Genomic DNA, 24,132 nt, shown 5'->3' on the forward strand with positions numbered 1-24,132 from the left:
CCTATGAATTCAACCAATTTTGAAAGTCAGTGGAGCGGTCTTCACTGACTACAATTTCCAAATCTTTGGGTTGAGCTGCCATATTTAATTTAATACGCCCACGTGCGATTTTAACCATTTCTTGGATGGCATTGATATTTATTATAAACTTTCTATTAATCTGAAAAAAGTTTTCGGGAGTCAATTTAGGCATAAGCCAACTGAGGGTATCATCAATAACCACTTGGTCACCTTCGAAAGTATAGCCAAAAAGAATTTTATCATCCGCCATAAAGAAAGCAATATCCTGCACAGCAACGGTCTTCATTTTATTTCCAAACTTGACTAAAAAACGTGATTTATAATTCACAGGCTCTTCCGCTTTCGTAAAAACAAAATCTACTTTGGCAAGCGCCGCTTGCAAATCTTCGAGTTCAAAAGGCTTGAGCATATACGCATAACCTTGATTTTTGAAAGCTTCTAACGCATAATTGTCATATGCCGTAGTAAAAATTACAGGAACTTCGACTTTCGTCTTTTTAAAGATATCAAAACTCAGCCCGTCCGCCAAGTGGATATCCATAAATACCAAATCCACATTATGTTTGTGAAGATATTGCGTCGCGTCGCGAACAGATGTTACGCCTTCTATGATAATTCGGTTTCCAAACAGTTCGGTAAGCTGCTCGGATAGACTTTCAAAAGCCCATTTTTCGTCTTCAACAATTAGGATTTGGATTTGCACAAAGGCAAAATTACCAAAAATCCCCATTCTTTTTCAAGAACAGGGATTGTAACAATATAAACACCGATTTTACTCTTACAAATTAGGATTGTTTTGTATTGCCTCACGCGGGAATTTAATCGTGTAACGTGGGTCGTTTTGCTGCAACAAGTAATCTTTACCACCAAACTCATGTATAATTTGAGGTTGTGTAGTACGTTTAAGATCAAACCATCTTAATCCTTCAAGTGCCAACTCACGTGCACGCTCTTCGTAGATTTCTGATAATAAATCCGCTTTATTCAAGCCGTTTACTTTTGCTTGGTAAGCTTCAAAAGCTGTAGCAGTTAATCTGTTTTTAGCCAATTTCAACAAAGAAGACTTCGCTGACGTTAAATCATCAGTTTGTACCGCAGCTTCCGCTATATTTAATACCAACTCTCCATTACGGAAAGAAGTATTGAATTTATCATTTCCTCCTTTGATGGAAACATAACGACTTCCCGATTTTTGGAAGTATTTTTCTACACGCAAGTCACCTGCGGCATCATACTTGGCAATAAATTCAGGTTTTACGTATGTCGAACGCACTACCATATTATTACCTATATTTTCCAAAGCTTGGATCATCTCTACAGAAGTAAATTCATTTGGTAATACCGCACTAACATTCAAATCTTCCAAGTTATCGTTAATAACTAAAGCTTGTTCTGCGTACGCTTTCGCTTCTGCCCACTCTGCTCTGTATAAGTGAATACGTGATTGCAACGCGAAAATTGCAGATTTGCTAAATCTGTAACGCAAAGTAGCACTAGTTGGTACATTCTCTTTTACTAAACTTTCCGCTTTTGCTAAGTCCGAAAAGATCAAGTTGTAGACTTCTTCAACAGTTGCCAATTTGAATTCTTGTTCCAAATCAACTGCTGTAGAAAGCGCAATACCTTTATCCGTTGCAGCTGTAGCTGCATTGAATTTAGGCGCGTACATATTCAACAACTCAAAATGCGCATAGGCACGAATAGCGTATGCTTCTGCTTTGATTTGATCATTCTCCGCAGAATTTCCCGCTTTCTCATCGATTTCTGACAAGATATGATTCGCGTAGAAAATACTACGATAAAAATTTTGGTAAGGATAAGGAGTCGTCGTAGGATCAGGATTTTGATCGTTCCACAAATAAATATCCTTGATCGCCGACAAATCTTCCGAATACTCGTCCAAATACAATTCATCCGTACGTAGATTTAAGTACGATTTGTGTGCTGGGAAAATACTGTATGCTGTTGCCAACAAACCACGGAAATCCGAAGTAGTTGTTGGAATAACCGCACCTACAGGTTTTATATCTAAATATTTGTCACAAGAGCCAAACATCGTGCTTGCAACCAATAGTCCAATGTATACTATTTTATTTTTCATTGTATTAATCAATTATAAGAACTAAAATGATGCGGATAAACCAAAAGCAATAGACTTAGAAATAGGCTGCGCATAGAAATCACCGTAAGTTTCTGGATCCAAGAAACCCTCATGACCATTGCTGAACACAAATAAGTTACGTCCTTCTACACTGAATCTAAGATTTGACATCTTTAGCTTCGCTAAAGATGCTTGAGGTAATGTATAACCTAAACGCAAGCTGTTGACACGCACGAAGCTTTGTTTTTTAGCCCAGATATCGTAATAGTTGTACGACATTGCTGGATCATTATCCGCCATCCAGCTGTATGGCATCCAACGATCATTTGTCAATACATCTGTACCTCCAATAGCAGGAAGAACGCCTGTGCCAGCATTCAAGATATCTTTCGAATAGTTCATACCAGCATCAACACGCGCTGGATTGTAGCTTGGTGTTCTCAAACGCCATTGGTTCAAATTGAACATCGCTGAAACTGTAAAATCAAAGTTGGCATATTTGAATCTGTTCGTCATACCACCTGAGAATTTAGGATCTAAGCTACCTTTGTATTTAAATTTAGAACGGTAAGAAGCTTCGTCTCCCTCAGAAGCCAACATATAGCCTGGGAAGAAATCAGCCCAAGGATCGTACAATTGGTAGAAATCTTCGAAAGAAACAACTTCTCCTTCTTCATTATAGAATTGCATCAAGCCTTTATCATCCAAACCAGCAGTTTCCAATACGAACAAAGAATTGATTGGGTAACCTTCTTTTCTATCTGGCATATAAGCAGTAGGTGAAGTCTGTACGCGAGTCAATTTGTTTGAATTGTGCGCGATGTTGAATTCTGTAGACCAAGAGAATTTAGAATTTTGGATATTACGAGAAGTAATGCTTAATTCCACACCTTGGTTAGTAACTGAAGCCCAGTTTCTGTTTAAGAAATCAAAACCATTTTCCAACGACAGGTTACTTAAACCGATCACATCCGAACTTTTACGGTTGTAATAATCTACCGTAACATCTAATCTGTTGGTGAATACAGAAATGTCTATACCCGCGTTGAACGATTCTGTTTTCTCCCATCTCAACTTATCGTTTGGAGGAGTTTCAATTTGAATTGCACTTTCATTACCACCTGGTAGGATAGTTACATTATCGTATTTTCCTACCACGAAAGGATAGGTATTGCGGTCAATATTACCTTGTGTACCGTAAGAAGCTCTTACTTTCAAATTATTGATGAAAGACTGCTCTTTCATAAAGTCTTCTTCCGTAACGTTCCATGCGCCTGACACAGACCAGATCGGTAAGAAACGGTATTTTGGATCTACACCAAACATATTCGAACCGTCGTAACGGATACTTGCAAATACATTATAACGGCGGTCATAGGTATAACCAGCATTTGCGAAGAAAGCAGCATATGCTGTTTCGCCAATTGATTTTTGGTATTGACGGAAACGTGCTTCATTTGCAAAAGTGCTAGAAGGGAAAATAACAGGTTGTGTAGTCAAGGTATTTTGATCATAACCAAAACCTTTTGTACTCACAATCGTGTTATCCGATCTTCTAAGTTCTGTACCTGCCATAACTGACACTTCATGTACATTGAAGTATTTGTTGAATTCTACAAACGATTTCCAGTTGTATTGGAAAGCACTTGTATTGTTATTTTCGATTACACCACCTTCGGGAAGGAAGTAATCGTAATCTTTTATAGCTGAGTTGTAATAGCTTGAACGCAGTCTGTATTTACGTCCGTAATACGAATCTTTATCTGCAAAACGCTCTACTCCAGTTTCGTCATATTGCAAACCTAATTCCGTGCGTAAAGCTAACTCAGGAATAAAGTTGTACGATAAATTTAAGATAGCTTTTAAAGCTTTGTTATTTAAACCATATTTTGTGTTTTCACGTTCTTCGATAATATTGAAAGGAATATAAGTTCCATCTAAACCTTGAATATCTTGGTCATATGCAAAAGAACCATCTGCATTTCTTACAGCAGTATATGGATTCGCATGTCTAGCGTAATAACTCGGGTTTGTAAACGCATCAGCATCCGAAATAAAGTTTCCTCTATCCGTTGTCGAACCCAATAAACTCAATCCCCCTTTGAATTTCTCCGAAAATTTGAAGTTGTTATTTACAGTCAACGAATAACGACGCATGTCCACACCTTTAGTTGTAGCTTGCTCATCGTAAAAACCACCTGAGATGTAATAATCGTGTTTATCAGAACCTCCAGAAATAGAAGCTGTATATTGTTGGTTTAAGGCATTGCGGTACAATTCTTTTCCCCAATCTGTAGATCCAGAACGCAAAGCATTTATTTTATCTTGCGTAGCTGCTGATAAAGCATCAAAACCATAATCCTGGTAATCCCATAATTCACCGTTTTCATTTAAGATACGTGCAATAGCACCATTCCCAACACGGTAAGTTAAATCATATCTTCCAGCTAAGCCTAATTCGAAATCTACCTTCTCATTGCCATTCATCAAGTTCAACTTGCTGAAATCAGGTCTTTGTGATACGAAAGTATTCGCTGAGATAGAAACTTTAGCAGCACCTGCTTTACCTTTTTTTGTTGTAATCACAATCACACCGTTTGCTGCTCTTGCACCATAAATCGCTGTGGCAGCAGCATCTTTCAAAACCGTAATATCTGCGATATCATCTGGGTTCAATCCAGCGATAGGCAAGTTAGTTAATGTATTTAATGTTTCTTTGTCAAACGTATTTGGCAATGCTGTACCTTCAATAGGCATACCATCCAACACCCATAATGGATCTTGCGTACCATTGATAGATACCGTTCCACGAATGCGGATTTTAGGCGCCGAGTTCGGACCACCATTCAGATTCGACAATTGCAAACCCGCAACTTGTCCTTCCAACATTTGGTCAATACCCGACACACCTGTTTGACGTACATCATCCAACTTCACTTTATTGTAAGCTGTAGTATTGTTTCTTTTCTTAATGTCCGTGTAACCTGTAACAATTACTTCGCTGATTACCGATTCATTTGAAGTCAAATAAATCGTTTCTTGCGCAGGAGATACTTTCACGCGTACCGTTTCGTAGCCCATATAAGCTACCGAATAAGAAGCTAAACCCGCTTTTACAGCTAAAGTATAATTACCTTTTGCATCCGTAACTGTACCCAATGCAGACTGCTGGATTTGTCCATTGATATTGGTTACCTCACCCACTACGGAATTGTCGATAAAAACAGAAGCTCCTGCAATAGGTTCCTTTGTTTTAGCATCCAATACGCGTCCCTGCACCTTAATTTGCTCCTGTGCATGAACTACCATTAGTTGCGAAATCAACATCCACACTACAAACAATAGTTTTTTCATTAGTTTTAAGTTAAGTTGTTTTATTTTTTATTTATTGTGTATTCAATTCTCAATATTAAATCTTGGTAGTGCGACTTCGTCAAATGGTCACCGCCTTTTGCTTTTTTCAAAATATCCAAGACAGCCATCAGTTCTGCACGCTTCGCAATCAGCATATCACTTGTACGTGCCATACCATCCACACGCATATTTCTGAAGCTGATATCATCCGGTTCTTTTTTAGCATGATTTACACCATGAATACCACACAAATCCAAGCGTGTTTCCGCTAAAATTTGGTCTACTAACGAAAGTTTACGAGTATATAATCTATCCATTGTTTTATTATTGCTGACCAACAGAATGTCGACATAGTTTTGCTGCAACATACGGCTGTTGATATCCAAATTCGCACCCGGTAATGTCTTTTTGAATACCTCTTTGCGGAATGCTTCCAAATATTCGGTTACCGTCCAAGTTTTAGCTTTTCCAAATAATAGTTCCGCTTCTGTCATGCGCAATAAACGCTCATCACTCAACATCAAATGCATCAAGGCACTTTGGAATTCGCGTTTCAAGCTGTTAGGTGCTTGTTCGTAAGGCCCCATTGGCGAATCTTTCAACGCAAAAGTTTTAGTCAATAACGCTTTATCAAATAACCACTCTGGCATTTCCAAAGCTTGGTTTTTCATAAAGTCGAAAGCTTCGATTTGTGTAGCACGTGGAACAGGCGTATAAGCATTCTTATTATCGCCCAATACTGGATTTTCTAAATAAAGTCCACCAATATTATTCGCGACATGTTCTGCATAGGTATACCATTGTCCGATTACACCCCAGTATAAACGACCAGCTTTGTAATAACTTTCGCCTTTCTCTGTAGTCCAGTTGATGATTTGAGGCATCATACGTTTCAGATTACGAATACCGTATTCGCCCGCCAACATCGCATTATCCCCTAAATCTTCAGATTGGGCTCTTGGATCGATGACATTACGCGAGTCTTGTTGCTCACCGTACCAATAATGTGGATCGTGTTGGTGTTTCTCGATTTCTGCTCTTAGTTTTGGCAATTCTGCCCAAGGAGTTGTTTCAGGAAACCATCTGTACCCCCAAGCAATCGCATATTTATCGTACAAACCGATTTTTGGCGTTAATAATTTAACACCATCACCAGGCTGGGTAATGTAGTTGAAACGCGCATAGTCCATAATAGACGTCGCTGTTCCGCCCATTTTCTCCGTAAACGCTGGAGAACGCAATGAGTCTACTGGAAAGCTAAACGAAGAACCCATATTGTGCATCAAGCCCAACGTGTGACCAATCTCATGCGAAGACACAAAACGGATAGCATGCGCCATTTTCTCTTGGTCAAACACATTTCCACGAACGGTAGAATCAACAATACCCGTCTGAATACGCATCCACGAATTCAACGCTGTCATCACATTGTGCCACCAAATCACATCGGCTTCCAAGATTTGTCCCGAACGCGGATCAACCACCGAAGGCCCCATAGCATTCACTTTTGGTGAGGCGATATAAGCAATCGACGAATATTGCGCATCATCGATATCAAAATCCAATGAATCTGGCACTTCCTTGGCTATAATGGCATTTTTGAAACCTGCAGCTTCAAAAGCTAATTGCCAGTCGTGTACACCATTGATGATTTCTTGACGCCATTGCTTTGGTGTAGCAGGGTCAATATAAAAGACAATAGGTTGAACTGGTTCAACCAATTCTCCTTGCAAATAACGTTGTACATCTTCTGCCTTTGGCTCCAACTTCCAACGTGTAATTAATTCTCTTTTTTCTAACTCTTGTTGTTCATCCGAAAAATACCAACGCGGAATGGTAAAATAGCCGATACGTGGATCCGCGAAACGTGGTTTCATCGCTTGCTCTGGCAACTTATAAATATTGCTTGTTACACCGATACTCACCGGAACCGAACTGTTTCCTTCGGTCACGCGTGTCGTCAATACTGACTTCACGACAACATTCGCGTCAAAACTTTTAATCTGCTCTATCACAGATAGGTTTGTATTCGGCGAAGTACCTAGACCTAAATCTTTGAATACATCATTGAAACTATTTGCTTTCCCGTCGAATACTTTATTTATATTAATCAATACCGAAGAGGAATCTTTCGAATAACCTTCAATCTTAAAGTTCTCAATAAAAGAGCTCGTAAAATTAGCAGCTACTGATTGTGCAATAGCAGAGCCAGGGGTAGATTCTACCGTAGGTTTTACTTCACTTACCCACACTTCCGAACGGTCTTTTTGGATGAAAAAACGAATAACTTTATTGTCGCTATTGATCCCTTTATTGACGCCGGCTTCGTTTAATTCAATCGGCACAGAGGAAATTTTGTTTATCAACAAAAAGTCTTTTCCCATCAGGGCTACAGGAATATCAAAATAGAAGTCTTTGCCTTTTTTAATGACCTGAAACATGCCACTATCTACCACGGCTTTTTCATACACTTTAAGATAGCTTCTGTTTGTCGTATCGACTTTAACCGTATCTGTGACACTTGTCTTTGTCTCCTTACCCTTGTAAAGTCCAACATATTGGATAAAATTACACGAGTGAATTGCAGGAGCTAATAATAAAAAGGGTAAAACCTTGAAGGTGCTTCTAGCTAATAATTTCATTAAAAATTTAAATTTTTCTGAGGCAATTGCTTTGCGCCTAGTTTTGAGTGTGTTACTTACAGGTGCAAAAACGCATTTAAATTGCTCATAATTAAAGCATCAAAAAAATCAAACTCCGCCAAAGTGTGATATTAGGGAGTGAAAGCGCAAATGAATGGAGTAAAGAAATCAGGGGGTGTCGATAAAAGGAAGATAAACGCTATATCGATCCGCATTCTCTTCTATATGAAAGTCCGTAATCCTGTAATGTTGATAAGTCCTTTGCAGGAAATTTGTACCGTACCCTTCTGAATCTTCGCTGTCCTGACGCAAGTTCTTCGTGTTCGAAACATATATCCCTGTCGCGGTCGTAGTCACCTCAATATTGACAGGTGTTTCGTCACTTAAAATATTATGTTTTATTACATTTTCGACGAGTATTTGTAGACTTAGAGTTGGTAGATGTTTGCCTAAAAGCGCTGGATCTATAGCATAAGAAATGGGTAATTTAAGATCCCCAAATCGCAGCTGTTGTAAAAATATATATTCCTGAAGGATATCCAACTCCTCTTGAAGCGTGGATACTCCGTTCGGAGGCAAATTTAAGAGTTTTCGATAGAATTTAGATAATTTAACCACATAAGTTTTCGCTATATCAGGTTGCTTCTGAATCAGTTGTTGTAATGAACCCAATGAATTAAACAGAAAATGCGGGTTCATCTTCTCTTTCAGGTTACTGTATTCCAGAATAGTTTTTTCATTCAGAAATTGCAGATTGCGCATCTGCAAATTATATTGTTTTCGGTCTTGTCTGACCGTAAAAACCACCAAAATAAAAATAGCCAAAAGACCTATAAACCAAAGCCCCCAAATTGGCAAACTCACTTCCGTGAATACTTCATCGCCTTTTAAAATGGGAACGGAAATCAATAAGGTATGACCGCGAAGGTTTTCGCTTTCGAAGGAATATTGGCGCACATCCAACCCTAGAAAATCGGACAAGACAGTTTTTCCCATCTTATCGGTAAATTGAGGTTTTAGTTGCGGAAACATTTTCCCAATTTTCGAGGAATCTACCCCTATGATATAACGATATTGCGAATCATATACCTCTACATAAGCAGATTGTCCTATTTCTTCATTCCAAAATCGTTCGTTGAGCTTTTGAATATTGACTACAAAATGAATATTAGCTACACTATCAACAGGTTGCCATAAAGCATACAAAACACCATCTTTTGAAAGAAAATATTCATTCTCCGATACAATATTGTCATCTAATGCACCATCCCAAATTTCATTTTGACTAGATTGCCCGTGAAAGTAATTATGTGTCAGACCACTTTTCCTATCGACAAACACATAGCCAGCCACGACATCACGATAACCACCCTGTTGAATAAGGGTATTCAACAGCTGTATTTCGCCGATTTCAGCCAGAGATCCCAGAAATTTAAAGGAATTATTAAGCGATTCTAACTCTTTATTTACAACAGCATTCTTTTCGTTCGCAATATTCTTTAGCGATGTTTTGTCAAAATGATGCAGTTTGCTGTTAATAATAGATACTGTTACCCCACCTAATACAGCAAATAAAACTGTAATAGCCAAAAGTTTGTAAACAAGTTTACCTTTTATCGGAGTAATAGACATCCTGCAAAGGTAGGAAAATGGAAATTTTAAATTCTGTCCAAAACCCGATAAATACTAAGTTGATAATTTCATTTACTATTTTAGAGTTTCCCTAATCAATTTTTATGTGGAGGTTTATGAAAAAAACAAATATTATGAAAATGATAATTTTCACAATCCTCAGCTTAATGTTTGCGCTTTCTACATTATATAGCCAAAAAGGAATAGATTTTAATTTAAGTTATGGAGCTGGGAGGAGTCTCGAAATGTTTGTTGACAGTGCTGCCAAAAATGTTTACTATGGATTGCAATTTTCCAACTAGCCCAATACATCTTTTAATTTCTTACCAGATGTAAACCATATCAACCTTCGATTTAACTTCAAAAAGACGACAGACATTGCAGCCTACAGATATACAATCTTAATAAATGACAATCCCATAGAAGTAAACAAGACTTTCAACCTCACTAAAATTTTTAATACACAACGTCCCAAAAACACTCCTTTTAGGAATGATCTTGAGGAAGTTAACTCCATAAACCTTGGAAACTTCCTAATAAAAGGAAAGTTATTAAGATTTTAGCATATAGTGTAGAAAAACCATTAGATATATATACCTATATATTTTACGCCAAATCCATTCCTAAAGCTGAAATGACCGGTCTTGGAAAACGTTTCACCGTTGAAGAAGGCATACAGTACAAGTATATCCATGATTTCAAAGAAAACATTGACCTAAGTCTTACCACCAAAGACGATGAAATCACAATTGTCAAGGATTAGACAGAAATAGACTATCTCTATCATGTGTTGATAAAAAACAAACGAACTACAAAATAATTTATGAGTCTACATCTTGGCAATATGGTGGTCATCTTGATACTGCATACCAACACGGTTACTTGATTAACTTGACAAAAGGTTTTGATAACTCTACGCTATTAAAAAATAGAGTGAATTAATATAAGGCTATGGAAACGAATATTGAACAATTAAAATATGATAAAGGCGAAATACTTTCATTTTACCTTACTAAAGGCAATATTGACGACCGAAACCTAAAACATATGATGGATAATGAAAAAGCATTACATAACCTTCCTATACATTTATTCACTCAGACTAATTTTTATTTGCCTATTACGGCAGATTTTGGAGGAATGGCAAAGTGATTATTCCGAACAAGTATGGTCCGGAATATTCATAAATTATATCCCTCGAAGTGATCCCAACTGTAGTTTTACCAATTTAGGTTTTCGTAATCAAAATCATCGTCACTTAGTTCAAGCTCAGATATTTCGCAGTTCAATTTTTTAGCTTCTGTTTCTAAAAACTTTTGATAATCCCTGTATTCTTCCGTGTAATAAACGCCCCGTTTTAAAAGATCGGGAAGTTTCCGGAAGGCTTTCTTTCCGCCTCCCAAAAGGAAGAAATCAAGATTAATGCTTCGCATACATTGGTAAATGTGGCCATTCCCTCCATAAAGTCCATCTTCTATGAAACCTATCAAAGCTTGTGCCCCGACTTCGTCATAGCTACACATTGCTTTTTCCAGCCAAAATTCGATCAAGAGAATTTGTGAAATGTCGAATTTATTGGTTTCAGCGTACCTCATATTGAATTTTAAGGCCGTCAATGAGAACAGGAAATGAACCCAGGATATTTGAACGCCCAAATAGTCTTGTTCCTCAAACGAAAAATGGCCACCCTTTAGTTTCAGCCGGTTTCCATCCTTTGCCTTGCGTATTTCGTAAGAAAAGCCGCTAATCAAAGTATCCCTATTGTCGAATCCTTTTTTATCCGCTTTATTCTCGTCATTCCAAAACTTTCCAATAACTTCATAAAAGTTATTCAGGTCGTCATAGGTTCCCCAAATTTCCACCCCCCAAACCTCTTTTTGTCGGAATTATATATATCATTGTGAATCGTGTCTATTTTAAAATTTCACCTACAAGGCGCACATATATCTTAGTCATTTGTGGCCGTTTCGGCCCTTTAAAACATATCTGGTGCCGCGGCTTGTTGTTCCTACTTTTTCAATCAACTGTTTTTCGCTTAAATCTATTAACTCCGTAGTCGAAAAGGTTTTCCCAAGATTGTTTAATTTTTGGTATGCGGTATTGGTAATACTGCCATGCTCCTTGATAAATAGTATTGCCCTAATTTGCCTTTCATTAATATCCAAAGTCCGCAAATGTACCTCCGTATAAATATCTTTCAGTAACGTAACCATGACACCGCCCCAAGACTCCTCAAATATCGGCTCAGGCAATCCGGCTTCCTGAAAAGCGGTCAGCATTTTCTCAATGCCCCGCCCCCAGGATTCAATATAACCGGCACGGAAAAATGTATCTGCAATATGCTAATTTCTTGGGCGAGATGGATGTTTCTTCGTCAATCTTTCCAAAGGAATATCAACAGGCAGCTTTCCCGCATTCCACAACATCAGTTTATCATCATACACGCTAAGCTGGATCGTGGTGTCGGTATAGTCCTTATGGACGACGGCGTTCAATATAGCTTCCCTTAATGCCGCTTCGGGAGATTCCAGCTTTTCAATCCGTTGTATACCCTCATAAGAAATGTGCGAAATCAGGTATCTGTCTTTAAGTAACTGTATAACCTTATCCACCATCTCAAAAACACTTCCCTCAACCGTATCCTGGAATTTAAGGTCTGCATCAGACATGCCGAACTTCCCGATTTTGAAATAGCTATGTATAAAATAACGCTGCGGTCTTTTACCAAACAAAAGGACGGCTGCAGACCTTAGTTTGTTTTCCGGCGTTATCAAATCCAGGTTCTGCAGCAAGGTAAGCAAGTCATCCTTGTCAGCATTGTGGTAGATACGCCCACTTTTGATACTGGCTTTCAAAAAAGATGTTACTGCACTTTCATCTATGTCCTGCAACGTCGCTCCGTCAACTATCGTATCATCCCAGGTTCTGCCAAGTTTTTTGTAGAGAAAATCCTGTAAGGCAATACCTTTCAATTCCTGTTTTGTACTACCACTCCGGTAATGGTCTAGCCACACTTAGAGAGCTTAACTGGATAGATCAACTCTTTAACTTGGTGCCATACAGCCGCAGGCTTTAGCCTCGCTACGGTATGGCTCGCTGAATATTACGGATGTAACCTTGGAGGGCGAAACACCTTTCCACCACCAACGTGGATCGGCCAATATCTCCGCCAACTACTACCGTACTGATGGCTTCAATACCGACCCGAACTTTATGTCTGGGGGTACCACCGCACCGCCTTATGATGACTATACAAGTGTGCGCTTGGGATAGCAAAAAGAATATATCCGGATGCATCAAGGGCTTTGTCCAGATCATTTGTTGCCACGACATAAGGTTTGTTGAACGAGACAAAATTCAGATAATCCGGGTTAGTGCCATTCTTATTGACAGCATCGGCCTGCTCTTCCCGACGAAGATACCAGGTAAAATGAACTTTATTTTCAGCTAAAATTTTGACTAACGCCGTAGCCCAGCTACAGCCTCCTATAACACTTACTTTTTTAGACAAAATGTGTTGATTTTTTCGTTTAAGAAGCCCTTCTGAGCAGGGCTAAAGACCAAGAATTAGGACAAAGGTAGGGAAAAACAAACGAAAAGGCCAAAGTTGGCCTGTGGGCGAGCAGGCAAACGGATCAAACTTATACCGTCATTTTTATAAGCCCCTTAGTCCGGCACACTTACTTTGATAGAGACAGTTTGTGATGATATTTGCCTGCTTCGCTTGTAAAAAATCCCGTCAAAACGGTCTATTCTTCGGCTTTTGTGCCCCGATCTGAAGTCTGAGGTTAAGACTGTTCGTATTTTTTGATTACATTTGTATAGCTATTTTTCCAAAGTGATGATCTTATCACTGCATACCCAAGGAATCTCGGTTATAATCACGATAATTTGTTTTGTCTTTTATATAATCATTGTATAGGAGATCCCGGGATAAGGCTTTCCGTTTTTTATTTCGGAAAATCAACTGTTTGAAAGTACGATATGATAAAATTTAGAAGTATAAAAACCACACTCAGCAAAGGCGTAACCGTTCCCAGTTTGATCTTCATTACAGGTATTTGTTTGCTGTCTGCCATTTATCCGAAATTGACAGAAAACCTGCTCAACACTGTTAAAGATTTTATTTTTGTCAACCTGAACTATGTGTATGTCTGGTCGGTAACGATTTTCGTCCTGTTTTTAGTTTATTTGATGTTCAGCAAATACGGGAATATCCGTTTGGGAAGAAACGACAGCAAGCCTGCTTATTCTTTCTTTTCATGGATCTCCATGCTGTTTGCCGCGGGGATGGGGATCGGATTGATGTATTTTAGCGTTGCCGAACCGATGCAACATTATTCCAATGAGGTATTTTCAGGAAATACCGCCATCCAGCGCGCTAAGGATGCACAGCTCTATACGTTTTTCCATTGGGGCATTCATGCGTGGGCGATTTACGGTATTGTGGGATTGTCTTTAGCTTATTTTGCTTATCGTTATCGTTTGCCACTTTCCTTGAGAAGCTGTTTTTATCCTTTGCTGAAAGATAAGATTAAAGGCACTTGGGGCAATACGATCGATATTTTTGCCCTTTGCAGTACGTTTTTCGGGATTACCACTACGTTGGGTTTTGGCGTAGTGCAGATCAACTCGGGGCTGGAAACATTGGGTGTCTTACCGGGGAGCAGCTTTATTTATCAGGTATTGATTGTAGGTGTATTGGTCTCGCTTTCCATTATTTCTGCCGTGAGCGGTGTGGACAAAGGCGTCCGGATATTGAGCAACATCAACATTGTGAGTGTTGTTGTGCTTTTGCTGTTTGTTTTGGTTCTTGGTCCTACCGTATATCTAATAGGTAGTTTTACGGAAGGCATCGGGAACTATATCAATAATTTCTTTAGCCTTACTTTTAACACGCACGTTTATGAAGCCGAAACGCAACCGTGGTTTTACGACTGGACGATATTGTATTGGGCTTGGTGGATTTCCTGGTCTCCTTATGTGGGGCTGTTCATCGCCAAGATTTCCAAAGGACGAACCATACGTGAATTTATTGCGGCGGTCTTAATTATACCTACCCTGTTTAATTTCATATGGATGTCGGTCTTCGGGAACAGTGCGATCTGGTTTGACCTGAATATCGCAGACGGAGCTTTGAGCCAGCTTGCCAGCAACCCGGATGCGCTGATGTTCCGCTTTTTGGAATATTTGCCTTTGACCGAGATCATCAGCTTCTTGGTCATTGCTATTATTATTATTTTCTTCGTGACTTCTGCCGACTCCGGAATGTTCGTCATGAACAGCATTGCTAGCAAAAACGCACGGATTTCACCAAAATGGCAAACAATCGGTTGGGGAATTTTACTTGCTACGCTTGCCTTAATCTTGCTGAACGCGGGCGGACTGAACGCATTGCAGAGCATGACATTGATAACCGCTTTACCGTTCTCGGTTATTATGCTGTTATTTATCGTTAGTCTGGTCAAGGCCTTGGCGATCGACCAAAAATATTATGAACGTGATTTTTCAGCCACGACCATCCCATGGTCGGGAGAGTCCTGGAGACAACGATTGAAACAGATCGTTTCCTTTAATGATAAAAAATCTGTTAGCCGTTATATCGACACCACGGTAAAGGAAGCCTTTTATGAACTGCAACAGGAGTTTGCAAAAAATAATATTGATGCAACGATCAATTCCTATGAGAAACCTCAAAGAATAGAGATCGAGATCAAGCATGATGTTGTAAATAACTTTGTCTATGGTGTAAAGAACGAGAAAAGGGTGGTATCCGACTATCTGCTCAATGAAGAGAATCTACCCGATGTGGATGACAGCCAGACCCACTTTCCCAAATCCTATTTTGGGGATGCCCGTGAGGGGTATGATGTACAGCTTTTTACAAAAAACGAGCTGATCTCTGACGTACTGAAACACTATGAAAGATTTATCGAGATCATTGTGGAAAAAAGGAACGAAATGTTTATCAGCAGTAATGCCAACCGAAGATTAGAATGAACATGTACCACTAATCTCATAGCTGTTTGCTACGCAAATAGGGTATCAACTCTTTGATTGTGTAACGGCATATATTACTCCGATTACGAGTAAGGTAGCCCACACTTTTGATATTTGTTTAATTTTGTAGCACTAATAAATAAGTTAGGCATAATGCTACAAGCTACAGTGTAAACATAGACTGAAAGAAAATGGACGACAATAACAATACTAAACGACTTTCACGACTAACTGCAATTTTGACAATTTTGCAAACGAAACGACTTTTGACAGCTTCGGAATTAGCGAATAAATTTTTCAGTTAGTAACAGGACAATTTATAGAGATATAAAAGCATTAGAACAAGCAGGTGTCCCTATTTTGACCGAAGACGGAAAAGGCTATTCTTTAATGGAAGGTTACAGAATACCACCAGTATTATTTACCGAAAGCGAAGCCAATGCCTTAATTACAGCCGAACAACTCATTTTAAAATAAAGACACTTCATTTGCAAAAGAATATTCAGAAGCTATTAACAAAATAAAAGCGCGTCTTTAAGATAATCTCTCACTATAGACGTTCTTATTTCTACTTTGCCGGCATTGTCCAGTTTTTCTAAAAAATCCGTCCTCCGCTTTTGCGCTTCGATCCTGCCTGTTGGGCTTCGGTTTCATTGGCAAGCTGCCTTTGAAAGACAGAATAAAGCGGTCTATAGGCGTGGATAATGTGTATATCGGCGTTTAAGAGCTTGGCCAGTCCCAAGGTATAGGTGGTTGCAACAAATGCATTGTTTGAAAAATCAGTAGGAACTAATAAGGTTCGTCTCATGATGTCGTTTTTATGCTAAAAAAAGTTCAATAGATCACTGGACTATGACCAACTCTCAAAAGAAACAAAAAACAAGAGAAACCAAACAAACTATATTTAATGTATATATATATTTGTTATTTAAACTAATTTTTGGAAACCGTCATGAACAAGCTGTTTAATTTTTTTGACCTGCACAAAGACGAAGACGAAAAGGAAAAAGTGCTGTAGAATGTCATCAGCAATATTTCTTTCAGGGGTGCTAATGCCTGGATATTGGCCTGTGCGATAGTCATCGCTTCTGTGGGACTGAATGTCAATTCAACAGCGGTTATCATCGGTGCCATGTTGATTTCGCCATTGATGGGCCCGATCTTAGGGGCTGGTTTCGCCTTAGGGACATTTGATTTCCCGCTGTTGAAAAAATCTATCAAAAATCTTTTGATCGCGACATTGATCAGCCTGGTGGTATCGTTTCTGTATTTCCTGCTAAGCCCGTTCAAAGACGCCCAATCCGAGCTACTGGCCCGCATATCGCCCAATATTTATGATGTGCTAATTGCTTTTTTCGGCGGACTGGTCGGTGTCATTGCGATTACACGGGTCAATAAGGGCAACCCTATCCCCGGGGTGGCCATCGCTACCGCTCTGATGCCTCCGCTCTGTACAGCCGGATATGGACTGGCGATAGGCAATATCTCCTTTTTTGCCGGCGCTATATATCTATACATCATCAATTGCGTTTTCATTTGTCTGTCTACCTTTGCTATCGTCAAATATCTGCGGTATCCCAAGGTTCATTATGTGGACAAATTGCGGGAAAAACGGATCGGGCAAAGCATTACCTTACTGACTATCATATTGATTGCTCCCAGCCTGTATTTTGCATACAACCTCTTGCAGGAAAAGAAATTCAGTGACCGTATCAAGCAATTTGTACGGCATGAATTTGCCGAAAAAGGCTAAACTATCGTTTATGAAAAAATACAGTTCAATAAAAATCCGAAACGTTTGGAGCTGGCTTTCCTGACCAAAAAAAATTTCAGCCTGTGGAAATCGAACAGCTCCAAAACTCATTGGCATCTTATGGTGTCGAAAATACGGAGCTCATTATCAAACAGGACAGCGTAGATCTCAGGTCTGCAATATTGAGCGAAATAGACAAGCATACCGTCTCCGTTAATGAAAAAGATCTTACGATCCGTAGCCTGAACCAGCGCCTTTCCCGCTATGAGCTGGCAAATGTCCAGCTTCGTCTTGATATGGCTATACTGTTCCCGCAGATAGCACATTATAGCATTGGTGTGCAACAGTATTACAATACCAGGGACAGCCTGGTCAATTACATAGCATTTGTCTATCAGGCTAAGGACGACTTTCCCGAAGAGGAAGAGCAGAAATGAAAAAATGGCTGTCTGTCCAGTTTCCCAATGACAGCCTGGCAATCGTGCCTACCAGCGCAGAAAGCAAACTATAAAAAAGATTTGATATGGTCATTATATCCATAGATAGCTAATATATCGCCCTGTTCCAGTACGGTGTCCGGTTTAGGTATACCGTGGAGTATCGTCGTAACCATACTTTTTCCAAAGGTTGTTTTCTGTTCTTTGCTTTTTAAAATGGTCAATACCAATAGCTCGTATTTTTCGCGGAAACCGATCTCTTGAATACTTTTACCCACATATTTATCCGGCACGACGGCTTCGACGATGCTGTAATTACTGTTCAGCTCGAATGAATCCACCAGCCCGGTCATGCAAAGCTTCTTTGACCAGCGTTCGGCAGATTCTTCCTCGGGGTGGGCAATCTCGGATATTCCTAGAGCGGTCAACACTTTTTCATGAAGCCTGTTGACCGCTCTGCTGATCAGGCGTTTGACCCCGGCTTCTTTACATAGGGCTGTCACCATGATATTGGCGCCTTCATCTTCTCCTATTGCCACTACGACTACATCCGTATTCCTCAGGGGCAAAGTATAGAAAGCGGCTTCATCAGTAGCATCCAGACAGATACAATGTGTTATTTTTTCCTTTAGGGCAGTTATCTTTTCCATCCGTTGATCCACTCCCACGACTTCGTTGCCCTGCATCGTTAATTTCATGGCCAGAGAGGCGCCGAAATTACCCAAACCTATAATGATAAATTTCATGATGTTGCGTTATTTATTAATAAACCGTTAGCTCTTCCTGCGCATAGCGGTAGTGCGTATATCTTGTTTTTTTGATAAAAGCAATGAGCACCGACAAAGTGGTCACACGGCCAATGAACATCAAAAAGATGATGACAATTTTGCTTCCCAACGCGAGTTCAGGGGTTGCTCCCAGCGACAGCCCGACTGTACTATAGGCCGAAAAACACTCAAAGGCAATGTCCACCAACGGGCGCTGTGGTTCAAAGAATGATATCGCAAATACCCCCATGCCGATCGTCATAAGGGATAAAAACATCGTCGCAAAGGCCCGTTGCTGTGATATCCCGCTGATTTCCCGCCTGAACACTTCGGTACGGTCCTTGCCACGGGCCAGGCTCAATACATTCAATATGGCTACAGCAAATGTACTCGTCTTGATTCCGCCTCCGGTAGAATTCGGAGAAGCACCAATCCACATCAGCAGGATTATAAACAGCACGGACGAGAATTGCAAAGCTCCAAAATCGACACTGTTGAATCCGGCCGTCCGTGGCGTAGTTGCTGTGGTAAAGGCAATAACTAACTTACCGATACCGCGATGTTCTGAAAGCACATGGCTATATTCATTAAAAAAGATAATAAGCGTAGCAATACCCGAAATAGCAACGGTAGTAACCAGATTGATTTTACTATTGATATTCAATACCCAGGGCCGGTATAGGTCTTTCTTAGATGTCCATTTGCCAATAAGCCGGTTTATAATATGCTTTAAATAGGTCAATATATTGACTACAATAGGAAATCCCAGGCCACCAAATATATAGATCAAAGCTATCACCAGTTGCAGGTTATAATTGAAAACAACCGTTTCATTCATCAGTCCGTCCGGTAAGAGGGAAAAACCTGCATTGCAAAAAGATGAAACAGCATGAAACAGGGAAAAGAAGACCTTTTTGATGCCTAATGCTGACATTTCATCTCCAATACTGCTGTAAATGGCGAGTGCGCCTACAAGCTCAATACCAAAAGTAATCAATACTGTATGTTTTAACAGATCAAAGACTTCAGACATTTGTTTGGTGTTTGAGAACCCTCCGATAGTCAATTGGTCTTCATATGAGCTTCCTCCCTTTAAAAAATAACTAAACAGACCGGCAAAGCTCAATATGCCGATACCGCCCGCCTGTATCAAAAGCATGATAATCAATTGTCCCCAAAACGTAAAATGGCTCGCAGTATCCACAACTACCAGCCCCGTGACACAGACAGCACTGGTCGATGTAAACAACGCGTCCGTCCAAGCCAGCGGTCTATGAAGGGCGAAAGGTAATTTTAGCAAGAGCGTGCCCGCAACGATCAGCATAAAAAAACTAAATACAAACAGCTGGGCAGGATTATACAATCGCTTTTTCATTCCGGATAAGTATAATAAAAACAGCAGTAAAACTATAAAATATTTTCAGGACTTATCCACCGTTTATAGATGTTTAACAAAAACCTTTCGATCCTCCTGACATTCCTACCCGCAGGAATACTTGGCTATTGTTTCCGAGGGCTAAAAAGAAAGGAAACCGCTGATAAAAGCATACTAGCCGACTGACCTGTCATTAATTATTGAATTTCTTGCACCCGCTTGTCTAATAGATGGCGTAGATCATCTGATGCAGGTAGCTCGAAGACTTCCAGGTCAAAATATTTTATCGCCGCAAAGAGGTGATCGAAAATATCGGACATGACATCCTCAAAAAATGCCCATTCCGTCCCCTTTGTAAACATGTAGAGTTCCAGCGGAAGTCCGTTTTCAGTGGGATCCAGTTGACGGACCAGCAAGGTTAATCCTTGATGTATATTGGGGTTATGCAGGGCATAAGCTTTTATATACGCCCTGAACAGGCCTACGTTTGTCATTCTGCGCCCGTTGACCAATACCTCTTCGTCAACATTGTATTCATTGTTATATTTCTTGATTTCTTCTTCTCTTTGTGCGATATATGGAGCCAGAAGTGCGATTTTCCTCAGTTCTTCTATTTCGCTGTTATCCATATATCGGATGGTTGATATCTTGATATGGATAGCGCGCTTGATTCTTCGCCCACCACTTTCCTTCATCCCCCTGTAATTCTTAAAAGAATCACTTAACAAGGTGTAAGTAGGTATGGTCACAATCGTCTTGTCCCAGTTTTGTACACTCACGTTATTGAGATTGATTTGTAGGACATCTCCGTCAACACCATATTTGGGCATTTCTATCCAGTCCCCGACACGTACGGAATCATTTGCAGAGACCTGTATGCTGGCCACAAAACCAAGTATCGTGTCTTTGAACACTAACATCAGGATAGCAGATGCCGCGCCCAGAGAGACGAGAAAAGACCATGGCGAATTGCCTGTAAGAATAGAAACGATCAGGGTGCCGACAACAAATATGAGGAATATTTGAAAAACCTGAAGATAGCTGTCCAAAGGCTTGTCCACAAACGCCATGGAAGATCGCAGGATATCCCGCGCAGTCTTTAAAACACTGTTTACCAGCCCGTAAACCGCAAATATAACCAGTATGCTCAAAAATTTGTCGAGAGCCGTTACAAAAGAGGGAAACCCAACAAAAATCAGCGGTAAGAATTGCTGTGAGACAGCGATGAGAATAAGACGGCTTAGGTGTACATGTACTTTGTTGTCAAGCAGATAGTCGTCCCAGTTACTTTTCGTCTTTTTGATCAATCGTGTAACGATCGAATTAAAAAAACTTTTCAAAAGAAAGTCAAGGAGCGCCAACAGGATAAAGGCGACAATCAGAAAACCGGCCGAGGTAAGGATATGCGCAATTCTATCCTGCACGCCTGCAGTTTTTGCAAGTTCAAATGTCCATTGGTAAATCTGACTGGTTGTCTGTTCGGTCGTGTTAATGATGTTTGTTTTTTCCATATTAACAAACAAATGTACAAAAAATAAACTAAATGAGGCTAGATAGGCTTCTAATGGGTACACAGCCCCTATTTTATCTTTTGCTTTTCCCTTAGTGATCCGGTATAGCTGTTGCTCCTTATAGCTCCTTTTCGTCCATTTCTACTGCTATTTATCGCCAATCTGCGGGGGATTGGCCTTAGCCGTACTAAACCTGTTCATCAATAATGCGACCATCGAATCTCCCGACACATTGGTCGCTGTCCGGAGCATATCCAATGGTCTGTCGACGGCAAATATCAGGGCGATACCGGCTGGATTGACTCCGATAGATTCCAGTCCGATTACCAGCATCAGGATACCGGCTCCCGGCACGGCCGCGGCACCGATAGAGGCCTGCGCAATAAAGATGGCGGCGACACCTTGATACAGACAGGTACCGTCCATTTTGATCGTGGCTCCTATGGGCAAAACAAAGCTCAGCACATCTTTTCGTATATGCAGGTTCTCTTCTGCACACTCCATCGTTGCAGGTAGCGTAGCCGCACTTGAGCTGGTCGAAAACCCCAACAGTTGGGCGGGCAAAATAGCCTTGAAAAATTTGACGGGGTTCATTTTGCAAAAAAAATAGACAAACATCGTGTATACGCCATATACCAAAACCAATAGCCCGAGTACAACGGTAACAGCGTACATTGCCAAAGCTTTGAACATATCAATGGAAGGTGCCTCTGCAATGAGCGTAACAATAAGAGCGAATACACCATATGGAGCAAACATCATCATGATATCGACAATCTTCAATATGATGGCATTTCCGGTGTCCCGTCATGGCACCTATTGTCGTTGTTATGATAAATGCTACCTTCATTTTACTATAAATAAGGGTATCCCATTTAGTATCTGTAACTTGATCTGGAGGGGCATTCTTCACTCCTTTATACTCCAACCAGGTGATATAGGGAATAAAACCTACAGCAAGGCCGTGGTTAATCATAACGTGGATGATAGCGATGACCGCTATTAAAAACCGTTCGTTTAACCAGTCCAAGTGGAACATTGGAAAATCCATAAATCTCTCTCGTTTATTTTTTTTGACAAAATTCCGACATTATGGCGAAGAGCGGAGGAAATATAGGTGCGAATGGCTTCTGTTTTTGGAACAGAATTATGCGGTTTATAGGATAATAGTTTAGCTATTCGTAACTGCTTTCATTTTGGAGAAATGGATTGCCGCATATAACAAAAAAGCAGTCCCAACTAACTGGAACCGCTTAAATTAATTCAATGGAGATATTACCTCTATCTCTGTGTCTTTCTAAACTCTTCTGGGCTAAGTCCATGCTTCTTTTTAAAAAAAGTAATGAAGTAAGAAGAACTGTCGAATCCAAGTTCAAATGATATTTCCGATACCGTTTTGAACGTGTGATAGAGCAACCTTTCTGCCTCCATGAGTATTCGGTCTCTTATTATTTCTCCGACACTCCTGCTCCGCCGTTCTTTACAGATACGGTTAAGGTAATTCGTTGATATGTTCAACTTTTCGGCATAAAATGAAGGGAATCGTTCTCTTTTGTAGTACTGTTCCAACAATTGTTCAAACAGTCGTACTTTACTCTCTTTCTCTCTATTGTAGGGAGCATCAACAGCTATACCATTGTGTCTCTCCATAATACCCAATACGATATTCAGGTAGGAGCGCAATATCGTTCTTGAATCAGCTCCTGAGCGCTTGAATTCATCGTACATTGCATCCATCATCATGCGCCAACGGGGCATATCTTCCGTATACTCCAACTGTTTACATACGCTATTGCTTTTTAGAAATGAAAAATCGTATAAAACATTGTCGTTATATCGCTTTGAAAAAAAAGCGTCCGTAAACAATACCATCCAGCCTTTGGCTTGTTTATCTATTTCAAATGTACAGACACTGGTAGGGCTTACACTCAATACTTCTCCTTTATGGATTTGTGTAGAAGACTGATCTACAACAAACCTTCCGGCTTGATCTTCTAAAAAGATTATCATGTAAAATCTTCTCTGGTTTGGCAACGAGAAAAGACTACAGTAATGCTGATTATAAGATTGGAGCGAAGTGATGAAAAAACCTAAATCGGGACTTTCAAAATCTTCCAGTGTCAAAACTCTTATTTCTTCTGTCTTGACAACCATAATAATATTACCTTATTTAAATAATCGATAGATCAATTGAATCAGGCAATAGGCGGTTTGAAGATAGAAAAGCAAAACCCATCTGATAACGGGTCAGTAGAAACCGATTGGGTTAATAGGTCTCCAACATCCTTTTGAATAGGCAGCGTATTGTTCAAAGTGAAGACTGATAATATCATTGTTACTTCCAGCAACTTAAGTTTCACAGGTGCATCATTATGCTGCTGGTCCTCTTTAATTTTTTCCTCTAGATAACACGACCCTTTACATACTGGAATAGTATCAAATCTATTGATACACAACTGGCTTTCTATATAGTCCCGGTTGAGCTGAAAGCCTACAAAAATCCACATACTACTCGTTGACTGTATCAATACAGCCACAA

Annotated in this window: 21 protein-coding genes; 6 read left to right on the top strand and 15 right to left on the bottom strand. The window is 39.9% G+C overall.

Going from position 1 to position 24,132, the window contains the following annotated elements; all coding sequences use genetic code 11:
- Position 1: 1 nt before the first annotated feature.
- From G5B32_RS04540 to G5B32_RS04560, 5 genes are all read right to left on the bottom strand, one after another.
- Positions 2 to 751, bottom strand: a complete 750-nt coding sequence (locus tag G5B32_RS04540) for a LytR/AlgR family response regulator transcription factor (protein WP_206366788.1) — start codon at positions 749 to 751, stop codon at positions 2 to 4.
- Between the two features lie 48 nt (positions 752 to 799).
- A complete protein-coding gene (locus tag G5B32_RS04545) occupies positions 800 to 2,122 on the bottom strand; it encodes a RagB/SusD family nutrient uptake outer membrane protein (protein WP_165290366.1) in 1,323 nt (440 codons plus the stop codon).
- A 21-nt stretch (positions 2,123 to 2,143) separates the two neighbouring features.
- Complete coding sequence (locus tag G5B32_RS04550; protein ID WP_165290367.1) at positions 2,144 to 5,476, bottom strand: SusC/RagA family TonB-linked outer membrane protein; 3,333 nt, start codon at positions 5,474 to 5,476, stop codon at positions 2,144 to 2,146.
- 20 nt (positions 5,477 to 5,496) lie between these two features.
- Positions 5,497 to 8,118 carry a zinc-dependent metalloprotease gene (locus G5B32_RS04555; RefSeq protein WP_165290368.1) on the bottom strand — a complete coding sequence of 874 codons (2,622 nt, stop codon included), beginning with the start codon at positions 8,116 to 8,118 and terminating at the stop codon, positions 5,497 to 5,499.
- 168 nt (positions 8,119 to 8,286) lie between these two features.
- Positions 8,287 to 9,750 (bottom strand): sensor histidine kinase, encoded by a 1,464-nt coding sequence (locus tag G5B32_RS04560; RefSeq protein ID WP_206366789.1) that lies wholly within the window; start codon positions 9,748 to 9,750, stop codon positions 8,287 to 8,289.
- Positions 9,751 to 10,384: 634 nt separating this feature from the next.
- On the opposite strand from G5B32_RS04560, the gene G5B32_RS17435 reads away from it, so the two are divergent.
- Both G5B32_RS17435 and G5B32_RS04565 read left to right on the top strand, forming a co-directional pair.
- Positions 10,385 to 10,513, top strand: a complete 129-nt coding sequence (locus G5B32_RS17435) for a hypothetical protein (protein WP_262886424.1) — start codon at positions 10,385 to 10,387, stop codon at positions 10,511 to 10,513.
- Between the two features lie 188 nt (positions 10,514 to 10,701).
- On the top strand, positions 10,702 to 10,902 hold the full coding sequence (locus G5B32_RS04565) for a hypothetical protein (protein WP_165290370.1): 201 nt from the start codon (positions 10,702 to 10,704) through the stop codon (positions 10,900 to 10,902).
- A 68-nt stretch (positions 10,903 to 10,970) separates the two neighbouring features.
- Here the strand turns inward: G5B32_RS04565 and G5B32_RS04570 are convergent, their stop codons facing one another.
- The 4 genes from G5B32_RS04570 to G5B32_RS04585 form a co-directional block, all read right to left on the bottom strand.
- A complete protein-coding gene (locus G5B32_RS04570) occupies positions 10,971 to 11,612 on the bottom strand; it encodes a DUF6904 family protein (RefSeq protein ID WP_206366790.1) in 642 nt (213 codons plus the stop codon).
- Positions 11,613 to 11,702: 90 nt separating this feature from the next.
- Positions 11,703 to 12,089: an ATP-binding protein gene (locus G5B32_RS04575; RefSeq protein WP_165290437.1), complete on the bottom strand. Its 387-nt coding sequence runs from the start codon at positions 12,087 to 12,089 to the stop codon at positions 11,703 to 11,705.
- 3 nt (positions 12,090 to 12,092) lie between these two features.
- Entirely contained in the window at positions 12,093 to 12,722 is a 630-nt protein-coding gene (locus G5B32_RS04580) for a hypothetical protein (protein ID WP_165290371.1), read from the bottom strand.
- A gap of 239 nt (positions 12,723 to 12,961) precedes the next feature.
- The gene (locus G5B32_RS04585; RefSeq protein WP_165290372.1) at positions 12,962 to 13,261 is read right to left on the bottom strand and encodes a hypothetical protein; all 300 of its coding nucleotides are present in this window, start codon (positions 13,259 to 13,261) and stop codon (positions 12,962 to 12,964) included.
- Between the two features lie 473 nt (positions 13,262 to 13,734).
- Between G5B32_RS04585 and G5B32_RS04590 the strand changes: the two genes are divergently transcribed.
- Entirely contained in the window at positions 13,735 to 15,750 is a 2,016-nt protein-coding gene (locus G5B32_RS04590; RefSeq protein ID WP_165290373.1) for a BCCT family transporter, read from the top strand.
- A 327-nt stretch (positions 15,751 to 16,077) separates the two neighbouring features.
- Complete coding sequence (locus G5B32_RS17250; RefSeq protein ID WP_317166084.1) at positions 16,078 to 16,227, top strand: hypothetical protein; 150 nt, start codon at positions 16,078 to 16,080, stop codon at positions 16,225 to 16,227.
- A gap of 118 nt (positions 16,228 to 16,345) precedes the next feature.
- Here G5B32_RS17250 and G5B32_RS04600 read toward each other — a convergent pair whose 3' ends face one another.
- Positions 16,346 to 16,558 carry a universal stress protein gene (locus G5B32_RS04600; RefSeq protein WP_165290374.1) on the bottom strand — a complete coding sequence of 71 codons (213 nt, stop codon included), beginning with the start codon at positions 16,556 to 16,558 and terminating at the stop codon, positions 16,346 to 16,348.
- A gap of 255 nt (positions 16,559 to 16,813) precedes the next feature.
- On the opposite strand from G5B32_RS04600, the gene G5B32_RS17255 reads away from it, so the two are divergent.
- Positions 16,814 to 17,503: a DUF389 domain-containing protein gene (locus G5B32_RS17255; protein ID WP_240898998.1), complete on the top strand. Its 690-nt coding sequence runs from the start codon at positions 16,814 to 16,816 to the stop codon at positions 17,501 to 17,503.
- Between the two features lie 83 nt (positions 17,504 to 17,586).
- Positions 17,587 to 17,940: a hypothetical protein gene (locus G5B32_RS17260; RefSeq protein WP_240898999.1), complete on the top strand. Its 354-nt coding sequence runs from the start codon at positions 17,587 to 17,589 to the stop codon at positions 17,938 to 17,940.
- A gap of 68 nt (positions 17,941 to 18,008) precedes the next feature.
- Here the strand turns inward: G5B32_RS17260 and G5B32_RS04610 are convergent, their stop codons facing one another.
- The 5 genes from G5B32_RS04610 to G5B32_RS04630 form a co-directional block, all read right to left on the bottom strand.
- Positions 18,009 to 18,686, bottom strand: coding sequence for a potassium channel family protein (locus G5B32_RS04610; RefSeq protein WP_165290375.1), 678 nt, complete (start codon positions 18,684 to 18,686; stop codon positions 18,009 to 18,011).
- 16 nt (positions 18,687 to 18,702) lie between these two features.
- A complete protein-coding gene (locus G5B32_RS04615; protein WP_165290376.1) occupies positions 18,703 to 20,082 on the bottom strand; it encodes a TrkH family potassium uptake protein in 1,380 nt (459 codons plus the stop codon).
- Between the two features lie 197 nt (positions 20,083 to 20,279).
- Positions 20,280 to 21,593, bottom strand: a complete 1,314-nt coding sequence (locus tag G5B32_RS04620; RefSeq protein WP_165290377.1) for a mechanosensitive ion channel family protein — start codon at positions 21,591 to 21,593, stop codon at positions 20,280 to 20,282.
- Positions 21,594 to 21,740: 147 nt separating this feature from the next.
- The gene (locus tag G5B32_RS04625; protein ID WP_317166085.1) at positions 21,741 to 22,382 is read right to left on the bottom strand and encodes a dicarboxylate/amino acid:cation symporter; all 642 of its coding nucleotides are present in this window, start codon (positions 22,380 to 22,382) and stop codon (positions 21,741 to 21,743) included.
- Between the two features lie 492 nt (positions 22,383 to 22,874).
- Entirely contained in the window at positions 22,875 to 23,747 is an 873-nt protein-coding gene (locus tag G5B32_RS04630; RefSeq protein ID WP_165290378.1) for a helix-turn-helix domain-containing protein, read from the bottom strand.
- Positions 23,748 to 24,132: the final 385 nt, after the last annotated feature.

Origin of the sequence: Sphingobacterium sp. SGL-16 (genome assembly GCF_011043515.1) — a bacterium.
In the GTDB taxonomy this organism is placed as follows: domain Bacteria; phylum Bacteroidota; class Bacteroidia; order Sphingobacteriales; family Sphingobacteriaceae; genus Sphingobacterium; species Sphingobacterium litopenaei.

Excerpts from the sequence above, each read along its gene's own strand:
- G5B32_RS04610 (WP_165290375.1), bottom strand. The coding sequence starts at position 18,686 with ATGAAATTTATCATTATAGGTTTGGGTAATTTCGGCGCCTCTCTGGCC.
- G5B32_RS04600 (WP_165290374.1), bottom strand. The coding sequence starts at position 16,558 with ATGAGACGAACCTTATTAGTTCCTACTGATTTTTCAAACAATGCATTT.
- G5B32_RS17435 (WP_262886424.1), top strand. The coding sequence starts at position 10,385 with ATGACCGGTCTTGGAAAACGTTTCACCGTTGAAGAAGGCATACAGTAC.
- G5B32_RS04550 (WP_165290367.1), bottom strand. The coding sequence starts at position 5,476 with ATGAAAAAACTATTGTTTGTAGTGTGGATGTTGATTTCGCAACTAATG.
- G5B32_RS04540 (WP_206366788.1), bottom strand. The coding sequence starts at position 751 with ATGGGGATTTTTGGTAATTTTGCCTTTGTGCAAATCCAAATCCTAATT.
- G5B32_RS04565 (WP_165290370.1), top strand. The coding sequence starts at position 10,702 with ATGGAAACGAATATTGAACAATTAAAATATGATAAAGGCGAAATACTT.
- G5B32_RS04630 (WP_165290378.1), bottom strand. The coding sequence starts at position 23,747 with ATGGTTGTCAAGACAGAAGAAATAAGAGTTTTGACACTGGAAGATTTT.
- G5B32_RS04620 (WP_165290377.1), bottom strand. The coding sequence starts at position 21,593 with ATGGAAAAAACAAACATCATTAACACGACCGAACAGACAACCAGTCAG.
- G5B32_RS04555 (WP_165290368.1), bottom strand. The coding sequence starts at position 8,118 with ATGAAATTATTAGCTAGAAGCACCTTCAAGGTTTTACCCTTTTTATTA.
- G5B32_RS04560 (WP_206366789.1), bottom strand. The coding sequence starts at position 9,750 with ATGTCTATTACTCCGATAAAAGGTAAACTTGTTTACAAACTTTTGGCT.
- G5B32_RS04615 (WP_165290376.1), bottom strand. The coding sequence starts at position 20,082 with ATGAAAAAGCGATTGTATAATCCTGCCCAGCTGTTTGTATTTAGTTTT.
- G5B32_RS04590 (WP_165290373.1), top strand. The coding sequence starts at position 13,735 with ATGATAAAATTTAGAAGTATAAAAACCACACTCAGCAAAGGCGTAACC.
- G5B32_RS04545 (WP_165290366.1), bottom strand. The coding sequence starts at position 2,122 with ATGAAAAATAAAATAGTATACATTGGACTATTGGTTGCAAGCACGATG.